At 45.6% G+C, this 22101-nt stretch carries 22 protein-coding genes; 11 read left to right on the top strand and 11 right to left on the bottom strand.

The window, feature by feature from the left end:
- Positions 1-56 precede the first annotated feature (56 nt).
- The 5 genes from can (at position 57) to K5Q99_RS01675 (ending at position 4261) form a co-directional block, all read left to right on the top strand.
- Positions 57-674, top strand: a complete 618-nt coding sequence (gene can / locus K5Q99_RS01695; protein ID WP_028760064.1) for a carbonate dehydratase — start codon at positions 57-59, stop codon at positions 672-674.
- Between the two features lie 194 nt (positions 675-868).
- On the top strand, positions 869-2059 hold the full coding sequence (gene kdnA / locus K5Q99_RS01690; RefSeq protein ID WP_220775836.1) for an 8-amino-3,8-dideoxy-alpha-D-manno-octulosonate transaminase KdnA: 1191 nt from the start codon (positions 869-871) through the stop codon (positions 2057-2059).
- Between the two features lie 20 nt (positions 2060-2079).
- Positions 2080-3150, top strand: a complete 1071-nt coding sequence (gene kdnB / locus K5Q99_RS01685) for a 3-deoxy-alpha-D-manno-octulosonate 8-oxidase KdnB (RefSeq protein ID WP_113939602.1) — start codon at positions 2080-2082, stop codon at positions 3148-3150.
- Positions 3151-3247: 97 nt separating this feature from the next.
- Positions 3248-3985 (top strand): 8-amino-3,8-dideoxy-manno-octulosonate cytidylyltransferase KdsB, encoded by a 738-nt coding sequence (kdsB, locus tag K5Q99_RS01680; RefSeq protein ID WP_220775835.1) that lies wholly within the window; start codon positions 3248-3250, stop codon positions 3983-3985.
- Positions 3986-4030: 45 nt separating this feature from the next.
- Positions 4031-4261, top strand: coding sequence for a DUF2897 family protein (locus K5Q99_RS01675; protein ID WP_106650647.1), 231 nt, complete (start codon positions 4031-4033; stop codon positions 4259-4261).
- 162 nt (positions 4262-4423) lie between these two features.
- On the opposite strand, the gene K5Q99_RS01670 is transcribed toward K5Q99_RS01675, so the two are convergent.
- Together K5Q99_RS01670 and trhO are read right to left on the bottom strand one after the other, a co-directional pair.
- Positions 4424-4891: a hypothetical protein gene (locus tag K5Q99_RS01670; RefSeq protein ID WP_220775834.1), complete on the bottom strand. Its 468-nt coding sequence runs from the start codon at positions 4889-4891 to the stop codon at positions 4424-4426.
- A gap of 269 nt (positions 4892-5160) precedes the next feature.
- Positions 5161-6165 carry an oxygen-dependent tRNA uridine(34) hydroxylase TrhO gene (gene trhO, locus K5Q99_RS01665; RefSeq protein ID WP_220590365.1) on the bottom strand — a complete coding sequence of 335 codons (1005 nt, stop codon included), beginning with the start codon at positions 6163-6165 and terminating at the stop codon, positions 5161-5163.
- Between the two features lie 391 nt (positions 6166-6556).
- On the opposite strand from trhO, the gene K5Q99_RS01660 reads away from it, so the two are divergent.
- Complete coding sequence (locus tag K5Q99_RS01660) at positions 6557-7213, top strand: glutathione S-transferase (RefSeq protein ID WP_220775833.1); 657 nt, start codon at positions 6557-6559, stop codon at positions 7211-7213.
- A gap of 195 nt (positions 7214-7408) precedes the next feature.
- Positions 7409-7606, top strand: coding sequence for a hypothetical protein (locus K5Q99_RS01655; RefSeq protein WP_106650651.1), 198 nt, complete (start codon positions 7409-7411; stop codon positions 7604-7606).
- Between the two features lie 208 nt (positions 7607-7814).
- On the opposite strand, the gene K5Q99_RS01650 is transcribed toward K5Q99_RS01655, so the two are convergent.
- Positions 7815-9572, bottom strand: coding sequence for a SulP family inorganic anion transporter (locus tag K5Q99_RS01650; RefSeq protein ID WP_106650652.1), 1758 nt, complete (start codon positions 9570-9572; stop codon positions 7815-7817).
- Positions 9573-9758: 186 nt separating this feature from the next.
- The gene (locus K5Q99_RS01645; protein ID WP_106650653.1) at positions 9759-10385 is read right to left on the bottom strand and encodes a LysE family translocator; all 627 of its coding nucleotides are present in this window, start codon (positions 10383-10385) and stop codon (positions 9759-9761) included.
- A 92-nt stretch (positions 10386-10477) separates the two neighbouring features.
- Between K5Q99_RS01645 and K5Q99_RS01640 the strand changes: the two genes are divergently transcribed.
- Entirely contained in the window at positions 10478-11836 is a 1359-nt protein-coding gene (locus tag K5Q99_RS01640; protein WP_220775832.1) for an aminotransferase-like domain-containing protein, read from the top strand.
- 187 nt (positions 11837-12023) lie between these two features.
- Here the strand turns inward: K5Q99_RS01640 and K5Q99_RS01635 are convergent, their stop codons facing one another.
- The gene (locus K5Q99_RS01635) at positions 12024-13898 is read right to left on the bottom strand and encodes a choice-of-anchor I family protein (RefSeq protein ID WP_220775831.1); all 1875 of its coding nucleotides are present in this window, start codon (positions 13896-13898) and stop codon (positions 12024-12026) included.
- Positions 13899-14479: 581 nt separating this feature from the next.
- Here K5Q99_RS01635 and K5Q99_RS01630 point away from each other — a divergent pair.
- The 3 genes from K5Q99_RS01630 (at position 14480) to ilvN (ending at position 18467) form a co-directional block, all read left to right on the top strand.
- Complete coding sequence (locus K5Q99_RS01630) at positions 14480-15703, top strand: multidrug effflux MFS transporter (RefSeq protein WP_106650656.1); 1224 nt, start codon at positions 14480-14482, stop codon at positions 15701-15703.
- Positions 15704-16254: 551 nt separating this feature from the next.
- The gene (locus K5Q99_RS01625) at positions 16255-17973 is read left to right on the top strand and encodes an acetolactate synthase 3 large subunit (RefSeq protein ID WP_106650657.1); all 1719 of its coding nucleotides are present in this window, start codon (positions 16255-16257) and stop codon (positions 17971-17973) included.
- Positions 17973-18467, top strand: coding sequence for an acetolactate synthase small subunit (ilvN, locus tag K5Q99_RS01620; protein ID WP_106650658.1), 495 nt, complete (start codon positions 17973-17975; stop codon positions 18465-18467). Before K5Q99_RS01625 ends, ilvN begins: the two co-directional genes overlap by 1 nt.
- Positions 18468-18566: 99 nt before the next feature.
- Here ilvN and K5Q99_RS01615 read toward each other — a convergent pair whose 3' ends face one another.
- The 6 genes from K5Q99_RS01615 to fdx all read right to left on the bottom strand — a co-directional run bounded on the left by K5Q99_RS01615 (position 18567) and on the right by fdx (position 22099).
- Positions 18567-19010, bottom strand: a complete 444-nt coding sequence (locus K5Q99_RS01615; RefSeq protein ID WP_106650659.1) for an Hsp20 family protein — start codon at positions 19008-19010, stop codon at positions 18567-18569.
- A gap of 362 nt (positions 19011-19372) precedes the next feature.
- Positions 19373-19804: a nucleoside-diphosphate kinase gene (gene ndk / locus K5Q99_RS01610; RefSeq protein ID WP_006081848.1), complete on the bottom strand. Its 432-nt coding sequence runs from the start codon at positions 19802-19804 to the stop codon at positions 19373-19375.
- Between the two features lie 197 nt (positions 19805-20001).
- Positions 20002-20169 carry a hypothetical protein gene (locus K5Q99_RS01605; RefSeq protein WP_106650660.1) on the bottom strand — a complete coding sequence of 56 codons (168 nt, stop codon included), beginning with the start codon at positions 20167-20169 and terminating at the stop codon, positions 20002-20004.
- Between the two features lie 217 nt (positions 20170-20386).
- Positions 20387-20584, bottom strand: coding sequence for a Fe-S cluster assembly protein IscX (iscX, locus tag K5Q99_RS01600; protein ID WP_063883516.1), 198 nt, complete (start codon positions 20582-20584; stop codon positions 20387-20389).
- Positions 20585-20697: 113 nt separating this feature from the next.
- Entirely contained in the window at positions 20698-21603 is a 906-nt protein-coding gene (gene rimK / locus K5Q99_RS01595; RefSeq protein WP_006081851.1) for a 30S ribosomal protein S6--L-glutamate ligase, read from the bottom strand.
- Positions 21604-21760: 157 nt separating this feature from the next.
- Positions 21761-22099: an ISC system 2Fe-2S type ferredoxin gene (gene fdx / locus K5Q99_RS01590; protein ID WP_006081852.1), complete on the bottom strand. Its 339-nt coding sequence runs from the start codon at positions 22097-22099 to the stop codon at positions 21761-21763.
- Positions 22100-22101: the final 2 nt, after the last annotated feature.

Genomic DNA, 22101 nt, shown 5'->3' with positions numbered 1-22101 from the left:
TGCATGAATTAGAGCATGAGAAGACATTTTATATGTCAATAAAACAATAGGTTAAAATGAAACTACTCAAACCTTTATTCGACAACAACCGCCGCTGGGCCGGACGTATACGCCAAGAAAATCCTGATTTTTTCGAGCAATTAGCGAAACAACAACATCCTGAATACCTGTGGATTGGCTGCTCGGATAGTCGCGTACCTTCTAACCAAATCATTGATCTTATGCCGGGTGAAGTCTTTGTTCACCGTAATATCGCCAACATGGTTATCCATACCGATCTTAACTGCTTATCTGTGTTGCAATACGCCGTTGATGTGCTCAAGGTGAAGCATATTATGGTAGTGGGTCACTACGGCTGTGGTGGTGTGCGCGCGGCAATGGGTCAGCAACGTTTGGGATTAATCGATAACTGGCTCGGGCATTTACGTGATATCTACCGTATTTATCAGGAAGAATTACAACAGATGGATGAAGCTAAACGTTTTGATCGCCTGTGCGAGCTCAACGTGATTGAACAGGTTGCTAATGTGACCAGTTCAACCATAGTGCAAGAAGCCTGGGATCGCGGCCAAGAAGTGGCAGTACACGGCTGGATTTACGGCATTGATAACGGTTTACTGACAGATTTAGATGTCACGGTCGACCGTGAACACGGCTTAGCTAATCCACGCTAACAGCCTGAATATGTGCTTTTAAGCTCCCGCTGAGTGCCATCTATGCTCAGATAAAACCTGCCCCTGTGCAGGTTTTTCTTTTTCCATGACAATTTTCAGCAATAAAACATCGCAAGGGTCTATTACCCCAGTTATAATCCGCCAGTTAATTGCAGCGCGACCTATGCGCCACATATTCTAAGGAGATACCTTCCATGCCCGGTTTTGAATTATTTGGTCCTGAAGAAAAGCAGGAAGTCGCTGACGTTATGGAAAACGGTTTTACCTTCCGTTACAACTTCGACCATATGCGTAATGATCGCTGGAAGACTCGCGATATGGAGCAACTGCTCTGCGAGAAAATGAACGTGAAGCATGCTCACCTGTTATCAAGCGGTACTGCTGCGCTGCAAACGGCCATGATGGCTGCAGGCATTGGTGCTGGCGACGAAGTTATCGTGCCACCTTTTACCTTTGTTGCTTCAGTTGAAGCGATTTTTATGGCAGGTGCGATTCCGATTTTTGCCGAAATCGACGAGACACTGTGTTTATCCCCAGAAGGTATCGAAGCCGCAATTACTCCACGCACTAAAGCGATCAACTTAGTGCATATGTGTGGTTCTATGGCGAAGATGGACGAAATTAAAGCCATCTGTGCAAAACATAACATCAAGATTTTAGAAGATGCTTGCCAAGCCATTGGTGGCAGCTACAAGGGCCAAGCCCTAGGTACTATCGGTGATGTGGGTTGTTACTCATTTGATTCAGTCAAAACCATCACCTGTGGTGAAGGTGGCGCTGTGATTACCAATAACACTGAAATCTACAACAACGCGCACATGTTCTCCGATCACGGCCATGACCACATTGGTAAAGACCGCGGCGCTGAGTCACACCCTATCATTGGCTTGAACTTCCGTATTTCGGAAATGAACGCCGCCTTAGGGTTAGCGCAATTACGTAAACTCGATACCATTATCGATATCCAACGTAAACACAAAAAAACCATTAAAGATGCAATGGCCGCAGCTATCCCTGAAGTAACTTTCCGCCTGATCCCCGATCCAGAAGGCGACTCTGCGGGCTTCTTAACCTTTATGTTGCCAACCGAAGCGCGCACGCAAGAAGTGAGCAAAAAACTGGCTGAAAACGGCGTCGATGGCTGCTTCTACTGGTATGTAAACAACTGGCATTATTTGAAAAACTGGAAACACATTCAGGAGCTTAAGGCATCTGCTGCGTTACCAATCACATTAATCGCCGATAGACCTGACTATACTCAAGTTTCTGTGCCTAAATCCGATGCCATTATGAGCCGCACCATTTCTATGCTCATCAAGTTGTCTTGGACCGATGCTCAGATCGTCGAGCGTATCGAGAACATCAAGAAAGCATTTGCCCAATAATTCTACGGGAGTTTGTTGCAATGAGTTTTAAGAATTTTAAAGTAGTTGAAAAAATGATCTTCGGCCGTGGCTCATTCGTCCAATTGGATGAAGTGTTAGCTGCTGAACGTAAAACCGCCGACGACTTTGTGGTGTTTTTAGTCGATGACGTGCATCAAGGCAAAGCCCTTGAGGGCCGCATTCCAGCTAAAGCACAAGATATGGTGATTTGGGTTAACGTTGATGAAGAGCCAAGCACAATTCAAATCGATGCCCTGACTGAACAAGTTCAAGCTTTCAATAGCAAACTGCCAGTGAGCGTCGTCGGTTTAGGTGGCGGTTCAACCATGGACGTGGCTAAAGCGGTATCGCTGATGCTGACAAACCCAGGTGGCTCTGCCATGTACCAAGGTTGGGACTTGATCAAGAACCCAGCGGTACACCACATTGGTATCCCAACGATTTCTGGTACCGGTGCAGAAGCGTCACGCACTGCCGTATTATGTGGTCCAGTGCGTAAGCTAGGCCTGAACTCAGATTACACAGTATTCGATCAAATCATCATGGATTCTGAGTTAATCGAAGGCGTGGAAACGGACCAATGGTTCTACACAGGTATGGATTGCTATATCCACTGTGTTGAATCGTTACAAGGTACCTTCTTAAACGAGTTCTCTAAATCCTACGCTGAAAAAGCCATGGATTTATGTCGCCAAGTGTACTTAGACGACCACGTAGAAAAAGACGACAAGCTGATGATGGCGTCTTTCATGGGCGGTATGAGTATCGCTTACAGCCAAGTGGGTGCCTGTCACGCGGTTTCTTACGGTCTGTCTTATATCTTGGGTTACCACCACGGTATCGGCAACTGTATCGCCTTTGACGTGTTAGAAGAATTCTATCCAGAAGGTGTTGAAGAGTTCCGTTTGATGATGAAGAAACACAACATCACACTGCCGAAGAACATCTGTAAAGATCTGCCAGACGAAACCATAGCAAAAATGGTTGCCGTGACTAAGAGTATGGGTCCACTATGGGCTAACGTTTACGGCGCGGGTTGGGAAGAGAAAGTCACAGATGAAATGTTGACTGCGCTGTTCCGTCGCATCTAAGCTCTAACACATGTTAAAAGGGCTCAATTGTGAGCCCTTTTGTCTATATGCATTGTATATCTACACTGTATATCTTTGATAAAAGTAGGATAATTTGATGAATGTGACTCTGTTAATCCCGGCTCGTTACGGTTCAAGCCGCTTCCCGGGCAAACCCTTAGCCCCGATTAACGGCAAGCCAATGATCCAACACGTGTATGAACGCGCGTCGTTAGCCAAAGGCCTCACCAATATTTATGTCGCTACCGATGATGAGCGCATTAAAGCGGCCGTTGAAGGTTTTGGCGGCAAAGTGGTCATGACCAGCCCAGAAGCGGCATCGGGTACAGATCGTATCAATGATGCGATAAACCAACTGGGACTGAAAGATGACGACTTAGTGATCAATCTACAGGGCGATCAACCCCTTATTGACCCAACATCCATCGAGCAAGTCATCAGCCTCTTCGAGCGTCACCCAGGTGAGTTTGAAATGGCCACCTTAGGCTTTCAAATCGTCAATAAAGCCGAGCTTGACGATCCTATGCATGTGAAGATGGTGTTCGATAACAACAACTATGCCTTGTATTTCTCTCGTTCGCGTATTCCTTTTGGCCGCGACACCCAAGATTACCCCGTTTACAAGCACTTAGGTGTGTATGCTTATACCCGCAAATTCGTTCAGGCCTTCGCCGCCCTGCCATTAGGTCGTCTAGAAGATCTGGAAAAACTCGAGCAATTGCGTGCATTAGAGTACGGCCATAAAATCAAAATCGCCATTAGCGCCTTTGATTCTATTGAAGTTGATACGCCAGAAGACATTCGTAAATGTGAGCAACGTTTAGCGGTTGATTAATCGCCCGTTAGGTGTGCGCGAGTCAATTCGAAACAGGAGCTGAGTATGTCGACCTTAGAAGTCTGGATCATTATTATTTTGATCGTCGGTGTTATCGCCAGCAATCTTGCTGCGCTGAAGTACAGTGCTAAGTTCAAACTGCCGCAGTTCGGCCAACATAGTAAAGATAAGCAGATAAAGCCTTCGACAGCTGAGAATGACGCAGAAACGGCTTCAAATAAGCCCTGTACTACGGACTCAGAAGCCAATAAAGCTGATGAGCCACCTAAGCGTTAAACTCAATAGCGGCCTTTAAAGAGTGTGTTGAAATATGACTCGTAAACACGCCCCTTAAAGACTGCGCTAAAAAGCTGAGCAATGCTCGCAAGCATAGAAAAGGCGCCACAGGCGCCTTTTTTGTCTCTCAAATAACAAGCTAGTCAATGCCATTAATCAACCTTAAGCTTTTTTCGCTGATGTGCGACTCAATGGCTGCTCCTCAAGGTGCGCCACTAAAAAGACTAAGAAACGAAACAGGGATTTAATCTTAAGATCATGATCTTTATTCGGCTCAGCCGCGACTAACTTCTGCAGTGATTTAATTCTAGCGTAAGCATTCTCGACTAAAGCGTCGTTCTCTTTACCGACATACTTAGCAAACTCGGCAAATTCGCCAATAAACTTCAGGGTCACTTTACGGCGATTTAACGCAGTAAGGGCAGCGCCCTCTTTCAGTTTTACCTCAAAAATACTGCATTCTAAACCGCTAGCGATCGTTCTTTGCGATAAACCGCTGCTTAAGGCATCGGCCAGAAAACCCAAGTTGGCTTTTAACTCAAAGGCAATCGCCTGCTTACTGGCGCTCGATTGCTGCCAGCGACTGCGTTCCTTATCGAAAATATCGTATAGCTCTTTCCAAATGCTCATGCGCTTTGCCTACCTTGCACTGAATTGCTTCCTTTCGTTTGATGGCACTCGACCTTATTTTTTAATACGAGTAATACTCGCATGTCTTAATACTAGCGACTGAAAGTTATCATAAATTTAAGATTTCCGGCATAAAAAAATGGCCCGAACGAGTCGGGCCATAGTGCAAACCATATTTACAGTGAAAGCAATGTAGGAGCTAGCTGAGTGACAAACAAGCTCAGTGCAAACTCATGACTAACTTGCTGCTAATCCAATAAAATATAAAGTTAAAGCACTTGCGATTTTTTCGCATTATTTTTCTCGGCGGCGAGTCGACGCTGCGCTTCTTTTTTCTCACGGCGCGCTTCAATCACTTGATTCACATCGCTACCGATATGCGCTTCGTTACGGGCTTTTGCCAGATTGACTTGACGCTCACGCTCAACAAAACGTTTACGCTGCTCGTCAGAAATTTTATCGATACAATGTGGGCAACTGACACCTTGCACATAGGCAGGGCTCTGTTTTTCAGCTTCAGTGATTGGCATACGGCAAGCATTACATTGATCGTATTGGCCTTTCTTCAAGTCATGATTTACCGCAACGCGGTTATCAAATACAAAGCACTCGCCTTCCCACAGGCTTTCTTCCGCTTTGACTTCTTCGAGATATTTAAGAATACCGCCTTCAAGATGATACACCTCGTCGAAGCCTTGCTCTTTTAAATACGCGGTTGATTTTTCACAGCGAATACCGCCAGTACAGAACATGGCGACCTTCTTATGTTTAGCAGGATCAAGATTTTGCTTCACATATTCCGGGAATTCTCTGAAGGTTTCAGTCACAGGATTAATGGCATTTTTGAAAGTGCCGATTTGCACTTCATAATCGTTACGGGTGTCGACTAAAATCACATCCGGATCAGAAATCAGCGCATTCCAATCTTGAGGCTTCACATAGGTGCCAACCACTTTAAGTGGATCAATACCTTCAACGCCCATAGTCACGATTTCGTTTTTCAGTTTGACTTTAGTGCGGTAGAACGGCATTTCATCGTCGAATGACAATTTGTGCACGATATTGTCTAGGCCATTTTGGCCGTTAAGCCAAACCAATAATGCTTCAATTGCTTCTTGGGTGCCGGCAACTGTGCCATTAATTCCTTCGCTTGCGAGGAGCAGAGTGCCTTTGATCTCGGCCTGTTCCATCATAGCGAGCAATGGCGCTCGGATAGATTCAAAATGCGGTAAAGACACAAATTTATATAACGCACACACGACAACTTTAGCCATAACACCCTCTTTGCTGGCTGGAACTTAATTTCCAGTGCATAAACACATTAATCATCTGTAGACTGGCTACAGATCCCAAAATAGCGCGGAATTCTACCTGAGTCACAGCAAGATAAACACAGATAAAATACAGGGTCTTTAATTTTTTACGCACAGAAGTCAGATAAATCTTTTTTAGCTGGCGAATTAAGCAGAAATATCAAGATGAAAGCGTTACCATCAGCGCCCTTTGTACGCATGTACGCTGCATTAGGTCTACGCAGTATTCTCCTATTGGTACATAACATTCATACTGGCATACTCGCGTCGTCAATAAGCATGCATAAACACGCTGACATCGGCTTGTCGCATCAACTTCCACGCATGGCGCCGCACAGTAGAGGAAATCCGAATGACTCTAGCCATCTTATACACTTTTCGTCGTTGCCCCTATGCCATGCGAGCGCGTTTGGGACTCTTACTCGCCCAATGCAATGTTGAAGTCCGCGAAATCATCCTTAAAGCTAAACCAGCGCAGATGCTTGCCGCTTCACCCAAAGGAACAGTGCCGGTATTAGTGCTAGCCAATGGCGAAGTGATTGCCGAAAGTCTTGAGATCATGCGTTGGGCACTCACGCGAACGGATCCCTTAGATCTGCTATGTCAGCAAAAGCCTGTAATTAAAGATAAAATGGCACAGCTTATCGCGCAAAATGATCAGCAATTTAAGCCATGGCTCGACCGCTATAAATATGCCGACCGCTACCCTGAGCAAACGCAAGCTTATTATTATCAGCAAGCGAGTCATTTCCTCCTGCAACTTGAAACATGCTTAGGACAACACAGCTTTTTAGTCGCCGATACACCTCGCCTTGCCGACTACGCCATCGTGCCTTTTATACGCCAATTTGCCGCAGTGGATCTTAAACATCCGCTGAGTGTTGATTTTCCGCGAGTCGCCGCTTGGCTAGAACAGCTCATTTCGAGTGAAATATTTATTCATGCGATGGAAAAATATGTGATCTGGGACGCTAGCCATTCCCCAACTTGCTTGTTAGGAGACAGGTAAGCCAATAAGATTTAAAGATTATTTTTATTTTATGTTATAGCCATCGGTAAAATATTCGAGTAAGGTATTTGCCAGTGAGTGAGGTCGCTAATTTAGCTACCGTCACAAGGCAAGCTTCTAAAGATAAATGTAACCGCGCTTAACGTCTTTCAAAGGCGTGAATGATAGAACACAAGGATAAGGCAGTTGGAACATATGGATATCAATATCATTTTTATGCTTGGGGGCCTGATGCTACTGCATTGTCTTTTCGCCCTTAGGGCCTTCAAGAGTAAAGTGGATCTCAGCACCAACAAAAAATGGGTATGGTGTCTACTTAGTCTGATCCTCGGCCCTATGGGATATTACGGTTATCACGGTTTTATTCCCCTCGATAGAATTCTCAAAGACTAAACCGTCAAACGCAATCAGATTGGGCGACAACACTTGCCACGACATCATTGACCTGCACAATTAAAGGCTTTTCCATACCAATAAAAGCACATAAATAAGCCTTTAAACATAGACTTACATGACTAAAATCCATAAAAAATAGCGCAACCTTAGGCTGCGCTATTTGAATGAATCCACTTTGACTTAATCTTTAAATTCAAACCATTCGCTATAAATGGCTATGCAACAATACCGAGTCATCAGGGACTTTTTGGATCACGGGCGCCTGCCCTTCAGCCAAGGCTTGTTTATAGCTTTGATTCATTTTAAGGGCGAGATACAAATCTGGCCGGATCAAAATCCCACCTTCCCCTGTCTGCATACCCGCTTGCTCGAACCAACTCAGCATCTGTCGTTTACGCCCCGCAAGCACTAAACGTACTCCACGCTTTTTAAGCAATTGATGTAAATCAGCCAACATAGCCATCACGCTTAAATCTAAATGGGTAAAACAAGGCACGGCATCAATAATGATGCAATCGACTGGCTCAGATTCCCGAATAAACTTTTCCAGTAAACGGCGTTTAAAATACGTCGCATTAAAGTAAGTTAACGGCGAATTAAAGCGATACATAAATACGCCAGGCACAGATTTAGCTTTACCCGAATCATCGACGCTACGGATAACACCCTTATGATCTAAGCCAAGCACTTGATCCGTTGGGCGCATTACCGTAGCGAGGAACTGGAATAATCCCAATAACACGGCCAAAGTGATCCCAGGAATCACCCCAATAAATAGCACGGAAAATAAAGTGATACACGCAAGCAAGAACGCTGACTTATCGAGCACACGCAGATTCCACAGCGACTTAAGGTCGATAAGCGAAATAGAGGCAATCACCAATACCACGCCTAAAGCTGCACTAGGGATGTACTTCAATGGTGCAGTAAAAAACAGCGCGACAACGCCAATCAACACTGCCGCTATGATGGACACTAACTGGCTCTTGCCGCCATTGGCATCGTTCACCGCAGTGCGGGAATCGGCGCCGCTCACCGCAAACCCTTGGGAGATGGCGGATGCAATATTGGCTAAACCTAATGCCCTGAATTCTTTATCTGCATCTATATCGTAACCATTTTTTGCCGCAAAACTTCGGGCCGTCAGCATCATGCTCACAAAGCTCACCATGGCTAAGTTGAGCGCGGGCACCACCAACTCACGGGCAATCCCCAAATCAAAAGCCGGTGCTTGAAATGAAGGTAAGCCTGAGGTCACTTCTCCGACAACACTAATGTCAAAGCTCGTCAGGTTAAATACCCAAACGAGGAACGCCGCCATTGCCATTGCGCACATAGATGCGGGCCATTGGGGACGAAACCGCTTCACTAAGGCATAGGTCGCGAGCGTCACAATCCCCATCGCCAAGGTCGGCCAATGGGTTCTTGATAAATAAGAAGGGGCGCCACTGAGACGTTCGATTAAATAGCGCTCGTCGAAGGTAAAACCAAAAATCTTCGAAAATTGTCCGACGATAATGGTGATCGCGACCCCGTTCAGCAATCCCATTAAAATCGGCTTTGACAGAAAGTCAGCGAGCACACCCAGCTTAAAGCGGCTCGCAATCAGGCACCAAAAGCCTGTCATGGCTGTCATCGTCATGACTAACTGCCAGTGCTTCATGCTATCACCCGCAGCGAGTGGCGTGACAACGGCGGCGATTACGGCGCAGGTCGCCGCATCAGGGCCAACAATTAATTGCTTTGAAGTACCAAATAGCGCGTATATCAGCATTGGCAATACGCAGGAGTACAAACCTACAGCAGCATTGACGCCTGTCAGCTGGGCATAGGCAATGGCGACGGGTAATGCCACGGCGGCAACGGACAAGCCAGCACGTACATCATCCCTAAGCCATTGCTTTTCATATTGTAATAATTGCGCCAATCCCGGCATAAACGAAATCAAACTAGGGAACTTCACTCGGCAACCTCCATATACACACTATCAAGATAAGCACTAACCAGTATAACCGAGACTGAAAATATTCAGCGAAAAGGTCATGACCTAACAGCCAGCAATAGTATGTTGGTTATGGCATAAAGCCAATCATTACGCGATTATTTTCCTCAGAATATTTATGGAGTTAGGCGCTGATTGCACACTAAGTTAGCGCAATATCATCGGCAGTGACACTAAAAGTAAACTGCCCATAAACCAATTAAAATGACGCTTACGTCTATCCGTATTGAGTTTCTTACTGATCGCCGCACCAACAAACACCCAAGTAAATGAAGCCGGAAATCCTACTAAGTTAAAGGTTAATACCCCAAGAAAGGCACTGAGCCAAAAGCCATCACCGCCGAGAGTGAAAGCGCTGCACAGAGTGATGGTCGACATCCACGACTTAGGATTAATCCATTGAAATAAGGCGGCCTCAATCAGGGTCATAGGTTTTCGGCCGTCATCTAAATGCGTGCTCTGTACTGGCGATGTCACTAATTTGTACGCCAGATACAGCAAATACGCTAAAGCGAAATATTTTAAGACTTGGTGCAATACTGGCAGTGCTTCGAACAAGGTGCCAAGCCCGAATAATACCGCAAGGTGTAAAGAGGTCGAACCCAAGCGGATCCCTGCAATATGCGGCACGGTACGCAGCACACCAAAATGTGCACCAGAGCTCGCTAAGAGGATATTGTTCGGTCCGGGCGTCATGGTCATGGTTGCACAAAACAACGCGGCAGAAGCCATCAAGGTCCATAATTGTGGATCATAGAGTAGTGCAGTATTCATATTCACCTTAAATTGTATGCATACATTTATTGACATAAATAGATGCGATAAATAATATACGGAGAATATTTGAGATCAATGGATTTATTGTCATGGGTACAATCTGGACGCCAGACCTAAACGCTTTTTCAGGCCCTAAATATCAGCGCTTAGTCAGTGCGATAGAACAAGGCATTTTGCAGAAGGTGTTGACCCAAGGCAGTAAACTGCCACCGCAGCGCCGCCTAGCCGATGCCTTAGGTATCACTATTGGCACAGTAACCCGTGCCTATGCATTGGCAGAGCAAAGGGGTTATGTTGAAGCACGCGTGGGTGATGGCACCTATGTCAACGCCTCACCAGTAGCTGATATAGCTAACGTACAATTGAATATGGCGACCTGCCAGCAGCCACTCACAGATCAAATCAGCACTCTCAGTGATTGCCTCAGCCAATTAGCAAAAGACCCGACAAAGCTCAGTCAGTTACTGGGTTATCGCGCCAGTCCATTAGATCAACACCAACAAGTGTTTCACCAATGGCTTAACCAACGCGGCATACAACAAACGCCTGAGCAACTGATCTTTACCCACGGCGGTCAGCAAGCGATTTTTGCCTGTTTGAGTACATTTTTATCGACAGGTGATGTGCTGCTGCACGAGCAATACAGTTATCCAGGCGTGAGAATTTGCGCTAAGCAGCTTGGCGTGACCAGCATTGGAGTCCCCCTCACCCATGATGGCGTGGATCTCGCCCGTTTTGAGGCGTTAGTGCAAATCCATCATCCCAAGTTAGTCTATCTAACCCTGAATAATCAAAACCCTACCTGTATTCAGTACAGTGAATCACAGCGGCAAAAACTTCTTGAATTGGCCGAGCAGTATCAGTTTTATCTTATTGAAGATGATGTGAATTATTGTTTACCTGAAGAGTGGCATTCGCCCCTGTGGCAACTAGCCAAGCAGCTGGCTATCCCACGGGTGATTTATATTTCCAGCCTGTCCAAATTGTTTTCTGGCGGCCTAAGGCAAGGTTTTATTCTGGTGCCTGAACCACTTATCGCCCAAGTACGACTCGCGATTCATAGCCAATGCTGGATGGTATCGCCGCTGAATATTGAAATCGCCTGTCAGTTGATTAAGAAAGGCCAAATCACTGCCGATCGCGACGCCATAGTGCGCCAACGCCAACGTCTCGGTATCGCTATGGGCGAACGATTGGGATTAAACCAAACTTGGCGAGGACTGAACGGTTGGCTGCAACTGCCAGAAGATATCAAGGCCCATCACCTTGTCACTGCACTGGCCGCTAAAGGCATTTTGATCCGTAACGGAGATGACTTTAATTGCCATGACAATTTTATTCGCTTAAGCCTTGGCGGCGCCGAAAACGACAGTCAATTTCAACATGCGATTGAGTGTATCGAGGCGACTATTCTCTTCCTCGTACAAAATGCTTATTCGGTAGTGTAATCACGCTTAAAATCCCTAAAATTTAGCGCTTTTTTACCTACTATTTAAGATGAAGTTAATTCACACTAAATGGCTAATTTATAAAATTAGATAGCATAAAAAAGCGCCAGTAGCCATATGCTACTGGCGATGAGGTAACTGACGAGCTTGATGAACACGTAATTAGTTATAAACTACTAGCGCACCATTATTTAATCTTTAGTTGGTAAACACTCGTCGTGCCGCTGACTTCATTGCCTATGATTAACAAAGGATTACCGTTAGGGCTTTTATCGGCACTGACAAACTTCATCCCTTCTGGCCCTAAATCACCCGCCAATGTTGCATCCCCTTTGACTTCACCCGTATCGGTATCGATAACAAAGTCGGCCTCAAAATCACGATTCACAACATAGTCGATAAAATGCACATCGAAAGGATTAGTCACGTCATAGATCATAAAGCCTGAAGTGCGTTCCAAACCAACAAAGGCATATAGTCGTTGCCCAATTTGCCCTAGGGCTAAGGCTTCTGGCTCTGGTCCTTTGTCATCGCTGCGGCTATCACCTTTATTTTCTTCATTATTATTGTTGAAGTTACTGCCTAAGAGTGCTGCGGTAATACGTTCGAAATCACTTCCACTGTCAAAGACTTGCTGACCGTCTGCGCTCCAAATCGAGAATGAGCGAGCACCGAAGCTGACTATCTTGTCGTAATCGCCGTCCTTATCGTCATCCCCCATGCTAGTAGTTACTTTAAGGCGTGCTAACTGCGTTTTATCTTTTGCGGCGGCAAATTGTGGGTGATTTGGGTCGAGCACTAAATCCCCTGCGCGGGCTTCTTCAGAAAAACCTGCATAATCACGGGAGTCACCTTCATTGGCCGTAACGATAAAGTCGGTATTGTTCCAACGGTAGGTCGCGACAGTATCGGGTTGATACATACCATAGACGCCTGTGTAGCTTTGCAGGTTGACAAGATTGTCTTTGTCACTGGCATCAATTTTATTCACTTCAAGTCCGTAATCCTTAAGGCCTAGTGGTAAAATCTTGGTAACTTTGGCATTGGCGATATCAATTACGGCAATGGCATTGTTCTCTTGCAAACTGACAAACGCACGGCTGTTATTTTGGCTAATGGCGATATATTCAGGTTCTAAATCCTGCGCCACACTCGCCATTGGGCCATTGATTTTAATGTCTGGCGTGATCTCACTGGCTCGTGCATCGCCCTGATTAAATTCACTAAAACCGATAATAGTCGCAGTGGCTGCAGGCTTACCGTCAGTAATTGCAATCAGCGCCACACTGCCTTCAGGATCTAAGGTATAGGCTGGATTTGGCTCGCCTTCATTGGCTACTAATAAGTTTTTACCATCGTGGGTAAATGCCAGGTTATCGGGTAAAGCGCCGACTTCTACCGCGCTGATAAACTGCGGTGCATCTGTGCCGTTAAGCTGATAAAAAGCGACAAAACCATTGGCTTGGGTTTTATTGCCGGCAACATCGCCACGTTCAATCGCAGCGGCTAACAAGTTACCTGAAATGCTCACACTGTTAACGCTACCCATAAAGGTTTGGCCAACATCTTTAGCCACATCAAGTTCGCCAAATTTTTCCAGATTATTCAATGCTAACGGATCAGCGGCATTGGATGCCGTTGCTAATAAACTGCCATCAATAATGTCCACTTTGCCACTAATGGCATTGACCACAAAAATACGGTTAGATGCACTGTGATATTCAACGATTTCAGCGGCACTTAAGCCATAAACGCCAGTCTGATGACGACCAATTAACTCAGCTTTTAAGCCTGCAGTTTGTGGCTGGCAAACATATTGGGTTTGCGCTGCGGCAATTTCGCTGTCATCTAATTGTCCATTATTGTTAGCATCTAATCCGGTATCGATTCGCTGACCACCGGCGGGACAATTGGCATCACCGATATTCAATGCCGTCACGTTAACCAGTGAATTTAAGCCCTTGTCGCCTTTATCACCTGCTGCGCCATCATCACCGCTGCAGGCTCCGAGTAATAAGCTCGCCATAATGGCAGCGGCTAGCGGGAGTCGTTGTGTTTTCATCGTGTCATTCCTGAATATTTTATTTTTAGTAGGGTGAAGCTAAAGCCCACTAAACTAGTCAGCATAAAAGACGCTGGGATGACAAAGCCGTGACACTCAGATGACAGCTCGCACTTTAGAATGAGTCAGTTTGAACCATAAGGATGTGAAGGACTAAGGTGTAAAGAACAGAGTTACAAAGGGCTACGATTTGATAAGAAAGATTTAAATGAAGAATCTTGTGAAGATAACGGCTCAATCCACTAAAGTGATGCCTCGATAATCAAACTTACCACTTAGTTACAATTTAATCGGTAAAATACAGTAAAGAAATCAGCGCAAAGATTGGTTTATTTGTCCTAGCACTTTACTATGCTATTGCTTGCTGTCTGAACTGTGCAAATAGACAATAACGCAATTCACTTTTGCCTAAACCCCGCCAATGATCTTGATCATATGCTCTCGCTCTTAGTGTAGAAACTGGTAGCGCAGGAACTGGCTTAAAAATGGCGGATTAATCGTGAATTGTCCTAGTACAATTTAAACCACACCGCATAAACCTGTGAAATACGCTTTCAATTCTTTCGCCACCCGAGGTAACAGTGGACCCACAATCACAACCTTCTGCCCATAACGGCAGACGTATACCCAATTTAGCGCTGCTTATTCCCATGCTTGCGGCGATTGTCGCGATCACGCCATTGGCCATCGACATGTACTTACCTGCGATGTCGACATTGGCCCTCAGTTTTCATACCGATGTAACGACAGTGCAACAGTCCCTGAGTATCTACTTAGCGGGTTACGCACTGGGCATGTTGTGCTTTGGCCCCCTAGCCGACCGGATTGGCCGTCGCCCTATGGTGGTAATGGGATTGAGTGGCTTCATGCTGACCAGCTTACTGATTGGGTTTGCCAGTCAAGTCGAAGTCTTTCTAGGACTACGTTTTTTGCAGGCCTTTATCGGCGCAGCAGCGACTGTGGTGGTGCCGGGATACATCAAAGAAGTCTATGGCGACAATACCGCTAAGGGTATGTCATACGTGAGTTTAATCATGATGTTAGCGCCATTACTGGCACCTAGCATTGGTAGCGTCATCCTCGAACTCGGCGATTGGCATTTGATCTTCTTCATTCAATCCGCCTATGCCGCGACCCTGTTATTACTGGTGCTGTTTGCGCTAAAAATGCCCAGTGATAAAGATATGGATACCCGCAGCCAAAAATCGTTTCTTGGTGCCTATGCGACTGTATTTTCTCGCCCTGGTGTTAAGTTAAATATTGCCAGTGGCGTGTTAACGTCTTTTTCATTTTTCTGTTATCTCACCGCATCGCCCTTCGTTTATATGGAAGTCTTTGCCTTAGATAAATCCTATTTTGCTATTTTGTTTAGCACGAACGTCGGCGCCTTGATGCTGGCCAATATCATTAATACGCGCATCGTGGGCCGTTATGGTTCGCTGCGTATGTTGCATGTGTCGACCTTTTTCGGGGCAATTGCTGGGGCCGGTTTATTAACCGTCAACCTGCTGGAGATGAGCTATCACTTTACCGTTCTTATGCTTATTCCTTTGATGGGCAGCCTAGGGGTGATGTCAGTCAATGCCGATGCGATAGTACTGATGAAGTTCAAGCAAGAAACAGGAACCGCGACTGCGGTTATTGGCACCTTAAGGTTTGGCTGCGGCGCATTGGCGGGGCCATTATTGGCGGTGTTTTACGATGGCACAGCCGTGCCCTTCTCTGCGCTCATGTTAGGCTCTGTTGTGTTAGTCGGTATTTGCCAATTCAACCGTCCTAAGCATCAAATCCAACCGACGGTTTAAGGCGCTCTTTTTAGAGATCTATTTTTAAGGGTCTATTTCTAAGAGCCATGGCTACCAATACCACATCGGCAACACATGTTTGATCGCGTGAAAACAGCGCATTGGCATACTCGAATGTAGCAAATAGGTAATATTTAATCGCAACAGTTAAGTCTCTGCTTATCTAACGTCCCACACCAAAACGGCACTCTTAGTTAGTGCCGTTTTTTGCTTATTAAGCATCTAACAATCTGAAAAATATAAGATAAGCCCATAAATCAGCCTAGATTACTTGGCAATTCCAGCAAGTTATCCAGCCATTCAAACGTGAAATTGTTTCAAGTTGGTTATTTTTTACATAAAAGGCTTGAAATGTTGTTTTTTTTGAATATGATGAAATTCTGTTCATTGCAACAGTTGCTGCATCCTAAGGGATGAGTCACTTGTCTTCGACGAAGTCAGTTCAGCATTTCGGAGTCTGAATTACCCTTCAGGCTTAATTTTTAGAGCGATTACCGTCGCTGTAACAAGATACTGTTTACCGTAACGGTACTATGCAATAGGAGTTTCACATGGAGATGTTATCCGGCGCCAGCATGATAGTGCGTTCTTTAATTGATGAAGGCGTAAATCACGTTTTTGGTTATCCTGGCGGTTCAGTTTTAGATATCTACGACGCACTGCACCTTATCCCTGGTATTGAACACATACTCGTTCGTCACGAACAAGCCGCCGTACACATGGCTGATGGCTATGCCCGTGCCACGGGTAAAGTGGGCGTGGTATTAGTCACCTCAGGGCCCGGTGCCACCAACGCCATTACCGGTATTGCCACCGCTTACATGGACTCTATTCCGCTAGTGGTGTTATCGGGCCAAGTGCCGAGTAATCTTATCGGTAACGATGCCTTCCAAGAATGCGACATGATCGGTATCTCACGCCCTGTGGTGAAGCACAGCTTTTTAGTCAAAGATCCGACTGAAATTCCTGAAATTATTAAAAAGGCTTTTTACATTGCCTCTACTGGCCGCCCTGGCCCTGTGGTTGTCGATCTACCCAAAGATTGTTTAAACCCCGCCTTGCTGCACGAATATTGTTACCCAGAAAGCGTCAAAATGCGCTCATACAATCCGACGACTTCAGGCCATAAGGGTCAGATCCGCCGTGGTATTCAAGCTCTGTTAGCCGCAAAAAAACCGGTACTTTATGTGGGTGGCGGCGCGATAATCTCAGGTTGTGATAAGCAAATTCTGCAATTGGCTGAAAGATTAAACATTCCCGTCGTCAGCACCTTGATGGGTCTTGGTGCCTTTCCAAGCACTCACAAAAACAGTTTAGGTATGCTAGGGATGCACGGTCGCTACGAAGCTAACATGACGATGCATAACTGCGATTTAATCTTCGGTATTGGTGTGCGCTTCGACGATAGAACCACCAATAATGTGGAAAAATACTGCCCGAACGCGACCATTTTGCACATAGATATCGACCCATCTTCCATCTCTAAAACCGTGCGAGTCGATATCCCTATCGTGGGTTCCGCCGACAGTATTTTAGACAGTATGTTGGCACTGTTGGATGAGTCTAACGAACACAACGACAGCGATGCCATCGCCACTTGGTGGAATGATATTGAACAATGGCGCAGCCGCGATTGTCTGGCCTATGACAAAAGCAGCGGCCGCATCAAGCCACAGCAAGTGATTGAAACCTTGTATAAACTGACTAATGGCGATGCATATGTTGCCTCTGATGTGGGCCAGCACCAAATGTTTGCCGCCTTGTACTATCCGTTCGATAAACCGCGCCGCTGGATCAACTCAGGTGGCTTAGGGACTATGGGGTTTGGCCTGCCCGCCGCAATGGGGGTTAAAATGGCGATGCCGGATGCCACCGTTGTGTGCGTCACGGGTGATGGTTCTATCCAGATGAACATTCAAGAGCTTTCGACCGCACTGCAATATGATACGCCAGTAAAAATCATCAACTTAAACAATCGTTTCCTTGGCATGGTAAAACAATGGCAGGACATGATTTACTCCGGCCGTCACTCACATTCCTATATGGATTCAGTGCCAAATTTTGCCAAAATTGCTGAGGCCTATGGCCATGTTGGCATGACGATAAGCGATCCTGCCGAGCTTGAGTCAAAAATGGCTGAAGCGCTGGCGATGAAAGATAGATTGGTCTTTATCGACATCATGGTGGACGAAACTGAGCACGTTTACCCCATGTTGATCCGCGGTGGTGCGATGAATGAAATGTGGCTGACTAAGACGGAGAAATGCTAATGCGTCGAATTATATCTGTATTATTAGAAAACCAATCCGGCGCCCTGTCTCGTGTGGTCGGTTTGTTTTCACAGCGCGGTTATAACATTGAAAGTTTAACGGTGGCGCCAACGGACGATATCACCCTGTCGCGACTTAACATCACTGTCGTTGCCGATGAAATGGTGTTGGAGCAGATAGAGAAGCAGCTGCATAAGTTAATCGATGTGTTAAAAGTATCGAATATTACTGAGTCTGCTTATATTGAACGCGAACTTGCCCTTGTTAAGGTCCGCGCCCAAGGCGAGTTTAGGGAAGAAGTGAAACGTATGGCGGATATTTTCCGCGGTCAGATTGTCGATGTCACCGCCAATTTATACACCATCCAAATGGTGGGAACATCAGAAAAACTCGATGCATTTATCCATGCGCTAGGTGAAGTGACCAAATTGGTCGAAGTCTCTCGCTCAGGCGTAGTCGGTTTGGCTCGCGGTGAAAAAGCCATGAAAGCCTAACGCTCACACATAAATCTCGCGGACATTTTCGCATAAGCACAAAAACATCAAGGGGAGCATTATGCTCCCCTTGTTTTTAGGCGATTATCACAGGGTCAATTATGACTGACTGTCTAATAAGCGCGATGAGGTGATCTCAATTTTGCGTGGTTTCAATGCTTCAGGAATTTCACGCACTAAATCAATATTGAGTAAACCATTTTCTAAACTTGCACCGAGCACAGTGACATAGTCTGCCAGCTGGAAAGTACGCTCAAAACCGCGTTCAGCTATGCCTTGATACAGGTATTTACGCTCGGTTTGGCTTTCGGCTTTATTGCCTTTCACCAGTAATTTTTCACCTTCACTGCTGATCTCAAGTTCGTCCATTGAGAATCCGGCTACGGCCATCGTTATGCGATAACGATTTTCGCCGAGTAATTCGATGTTGTATGGAGGATAACCTGAGTTGCCATTATTGGCGGCGGCATGTTCTGCCAATTGCGCTAAACGGTCAAAACCAATGGCACTGCGGTAAAGTGGTGTTAAATCATAAGTACGCATATTCATATCCTTGTCTTAAGCAATATGGAGAATTGGCGGACGGTTTTCACGATGAAAACGCTTGTAGAGTCTGCCAGATTAAATCTTCTGTCCTTACGGCACAGAATTCACACTAGGATCCTCATCGAGCGATCCTGAAATAGATATAAGGACGAGAGAGAAAATTTCAAGCAAGAAAATTAAAAAAATGTGCAGAACTTTAAAAGACCAATAAAAACAAACACTAAATCAGCTTAAAAAGGGTGAGTCGAGACGGGATTGAAATAGAGGCACTATCGTCATTAAGCAATGGCAATCTATATTCACTAAATTGCAGCCAATAAAAAAGGAGCCTAGGCTCCTTTTTCAGTCTTAGCATCGAATTAACGAGTGCGTGGACACAGTTCTTCAGCGCTGAAGAAGTAAGCAATTTCACGAGCTGCAGATTCAACAGCATCAGAGCCGTGAGCCGCGTTTTCGTCAATGCTTTCTGCGAAATCAGCACGGATAGTACCAGGAGCCGCTTGAGCTGGGTTAGTTGCACCTAAAATTTCACGGTGAGCTAAAACAGCGTTTTCGCCTTCTAATACTTGGACCATGATAGGACCAGAAGTCATGAATGCAACCAGAGCACCGAAGAAGCCGCGCTCGCTATGCTCAGCATAGAAACCTTCAGCTTGTTCTTTGGTCAGGTGTAACATTTTTGATGCAACGATCTTAAGACCAGCAGTTTCAAAACGATTGTAGATAGCACCGATGTGGTTTTTTGCAACAGCATCAGGCTTGATAATAGAAAATGTGCGTTCGATCGCCATAACTAGCTTCCTTTGTCAGCAAGTTTAAAAAATTCGCGCGGATTATACGAAATTTAAAAGCTAAATCCTATCTTTATAGCAAATAAGTCTGAGATATTGCGCACATTCGCTTTATTCGTAATCAGCTTGATCACGCAAAAGACCCCGCTAGGAAGATAAATCATCAGCAGGGTTCATTAACTCATTAAAAAATGGGATTATTTTCTATTTTTAGCCCAAATACCTGCCCAAGCAATCAAAGCGACTAAAATGATTGCGGGAGCAAGATCTAACAAGTGATGGAATAAACCGACACCGCCATGTCCTGGATGAGCCCAAGCCATTGAAGGGACAAGCATACATAACAATACAAGCAAAAGTTTCATGTGAACATCCTTGCAGTTGCGATAACAAAGTTAAGCCATTTAAATGCCTTAACCAATATACAGCAAGGTACGATATCCGCTTAAAATGAACTTGACTGTGATCAAACTCTCGCCAAATATTCTCTGCGCCACTGCAAATACGTGAGGTAAATCACCTTAGTTAAACGTCAAAAGGACAAGATGCCTCACATAAAAAACCGTATCGCCACTGTGCTCACTACTTTTCCTCAATCCAACACTGCTGGATCGCTTCCAGTATTTTTTCATTACAGTGCTTAGGATCATCGGCAAAATCATCCAAGGCTAACACCCACTCATACAATTGGGTGAAATGCAGCTGGGTGGGATTCACTTCTGGGTGTGCTTCGAGTAATTCCAACGCAATATCTAACGAATCTATCCAAGTTAATGTCATCGTTTGCCCCTATTCAGTTCGCTTTAATGGGTAAGTTCTTGCTAAACGGCGTTACCCATAAGGAGGTGAATCAAGTGTTGATATTCCGCAGTCAATACTCGACAGCAAGAGCATTAACCCTGTGCTTGCGTCACCTTTTTTACTTTTATCGCATTTTTTTCAACAAAATCAATAATAGCACCCGCCACATCTTTCGTGGTGGCGCCTTCAATTCCTTCAAGACCGGGTGAGGAGTTCACTTCCATGATCACAGGACCGTGGTTTGAGCGTAGCAAGTCAACACCAGCCACATTAAGCCCCATAGTCTTAGCCGCACGAATGGCGACTGAGCGTTCCTCTGGGGTTAATTTGACTAAACTTGCCGTGCCACCACGGTGCAAGTTAGAGCGGAACTCTCCGGGCATAGCTTGGCGCTTCATGGCAGCGATCACTTTATCGCCGAGCACAAAGCAGCGAATATCTGCGCCATTAGCCTCTTTGATATATTCCTGCACCATAATGTTGGCTTTAAGGCCCATAAAGGCTTCAATCACGCTCTCAGCCGCTTTACGGGTCTCGGCTAATACCACGCCAATACCTTGGGTGCCTTCGAGTAATTTAATCACCAGAGGCGCGCCACCCACCATATCAATTAAGTCGGGAATATCACTCGGTTTATTGGCAAAACCGGTAATAGGCAAACCAATACCGCGGCGTGACATCAGCTGCATAGAACGCAATTTGTCACGTGAGCGCGAGATCCCTACAGAATCATTTAAAGCATAGACGCCCATCATCTCAAATTGGCGCAACACTGCCGAGCCATAAAAGGTAATCGACGCCCCAATACGGGGGATCACGGCATCAAATGCGGGTAACTCTCGCCCACCAATGTGGATACTCGATTGCCGCATGTTGATATTCATATAACATTCAAGGGGATTAATTACGTGTACTTCATGACCACGTAATTGCGCCGCTTCAACGAGTCGCTTCGTTGAATATAGCTCAGGCCCTTGCGATAAGATCGCTATTCTCATTTGGTCTCCGGCAACCATTAATTTTGAGCGCATAATACGCCTGCGCAGGGATAAATCAAACAACTAGAGGCATAGACAAGATTAGTTGCACAAATGCTCAACGCCAAAAGCAAAAAACCAGTCACATGGACTGGTTTTAACAATTATCGCGGCAGCATTAATTGCCTTCGCTGACCATGTTAACCGTGTATTTAGGGATCTCAATCACCATGTCAGTGTCGACCACTTTCGCCTGACAAGATAGACGGCTTTCGGGCTCAAGTCCCCAAGCTTTGTCTAACATGTCATCTTCCAGCTCATCACTTGGCTCAAGATCATTAAAGCCTTCACGCACAATACAGTGACACGTGGTGCAAGCACAGGACTTTTCACAGGCATGCTCGATATTGATGCCATTACGCAGCGCAACATCAAGAATGGTCTCACCAACATTCGCCTCAAGCACTGCGCCATCTGGGCACAACTCGGCATGGGGAAGAAAGACTAATTGGGGCATTA

Origin of the sequence: Shewanella hafniensis (assembly GCF_019655335.1) — a bacterium.
Classification (GTDB): Bacteria; Pseudomonadota; Gammaproteobacteria; order Enterobacterales; family Shewanellaceae; genus Shewanella; species Shewanella hafniensis.
This window is presented reverse-complemented; position numbering and strand designations above follow the sequence as displayed.